At 65.3% G+C, this 1,543-nt stretch carries 2 protein-coding genes; both read left to right on the forward strand.

Features of this window, described 5'->3' with window-relative positions; translation table 11 throughout:
* Positions 1 to 62 precede the first annotated feature (62 nt).
* Positions 63 to 524: a hypothetical protein gene (locus ACFTZB_RS45545; RefSeq protein WP_256973529.1), complete on the forward strand. Its 462-nt coding sequence runs from the start codon at positions 63 to 65 to the stop codon at positions 522 to 524.
* The gene (locus ACFTZB_RS45550; RefSeq protein WP_378442572.1) at positions 524 to 1,534 is read left to right on the forward strand and encodes a transposase; all 1,011 of its coding nucleotides are present in this window, start codon (positions 524 to 526) and stop codon (positions 1,532 to 1,534) included. The genes ACFTZB_RS45545 and ACFTZB_RS45550 overlap by 1 nt, the downstream gene beginning before the upstream one ends.
* Positions 1,535 to 1,543 lie beyond the last annotated feature (9 nt).

Genomic DNA, 1,543 nt, shown 5'->3' on the forward strand with positions numbered 1-1,543 from the left:
CGTTTGTTGCCAGGGTGGTCGTGAGACACATCGTGGCAGGGGCGCGGGGAAGCGAGTGATGCATGATCGACATCGAGATCGGACGCACCCCGACCGGCGGGAGGCAATTCCCGATTGCCTTTCGGCTCGAGTTCATCCACCAATGGGATGCTGCGACCGCTCGGGGCGCCAGGACCAGGTTGCTGCGCGAGCACAACCTCACCCGGGCCACCGTGCGGCGTTGGCTGCGCAGCCGTGACGAGGGAGAATTCACGGGACTGACGTCGGTCACCCGAGAAGAGAGGTCGCTGCGCCGAATGGAGAACGCCGACCGTGCCGAACTGGCACGACTACGCAAGGAGAATGCGGCACTCAAACACAAGGTCGCCCAGGGTGAGGCCGTGCAGGAAATTCTGGGAAAAGCGTACGAGCTCTTGGAGGGGATTACCACGAGCTCGACGACCGACGACGAACCCGAGATCCCGCCGGCGCTGCTGAGCGCCACCGAGTACGCGAACTGGCTCGAACGCAACAAACTGTACTGATCGAGTTCGTCGACGAGCTCGCCGCAACCGGGATCGGGGTCCGCGCCGCGTGTGGGCTGGTCGGGCTGCCACGCTCGACGTACTACCGGCTCACCCGCAACTACCGGCACTACCGGCCGGTGACCGACCCGATACCGCAGAAGAAGCGACGGCAACCGGCCGCGCTGACCGCCGATGAACGCACCGCCATCATCGCTGTGCTCGAATCCGACGAGTACGCCGAACTGTCTGTGGTGCAGACGTATTGGCGGGCGTTCGACGCGGGAAGGGTCGGTTGCTCGGAGCGGACCTTCTACCGGGTCGCGACCGAACAGAACATGGTCGGCGATCGCCGACGCAGGAAATACGGTGGTGGCTCAACTCCTCGGCACAAGCCGATCGTGCACTGCGGGCGGGTCGGGGACTTGTGGTCCTGGGATGTCACCGAGCTCCGTGGGCCCCGCACGCAGGACCGGTACAAGCTGTATCTGGTGATCGACGTGTTCTCTCGGTATCCGGTGGCCTGGAGGATCGAGTACACCGAGAACACCGACCTGGCGGTGCAGATGTTCGCGACCGCCATCGCCGAACACGGGGCGCCGGGGGTGGTGCACGCCGACAACGGATCGATCATGCGTGCCCACACCCTCGTCGATGCGCTTGCGGGCGACGGTGTGCTCGCCTCGTATGCCCGGCCGCGGGTCAGTGACGACAACCCGTTCTCGGAGTCGTTGTTCAAGACCATCAAATACGACCTGAGCTGCCCGCTCGTGTTCGACAGCATCGACCATGCCCGCGACTGGACCGCCGGGTTTCTCCACCGCTACGCCACCGAACACCGCCACAGCGGACTCGGCCGCCACACCCCGGCGGCCATCCATGCCGGCACCGCTGCCCTCGACCGGCAACGGCGCCAGCAAGCGCTCGACCGCTACTGGTCGCAGCATCCCGAACGGTTCCGGGCCAGACCGGTAGCACCAGCCCTTCCCGGACCGACGGGAATCAACACCAACGTGTCTCAGACAGGTTGACAACTTCCG

The sequence above is a fragment of the Rhodococcus sp. NPDC057014 genome (assembly GCF_042673295.1).
Taxonomy (GTDB): domain Bacteria; phylum Actinomycetota; class Actinomycetes; order Mycobacteriales; family Mycobacteriaceae; genus Rhodococcus_F.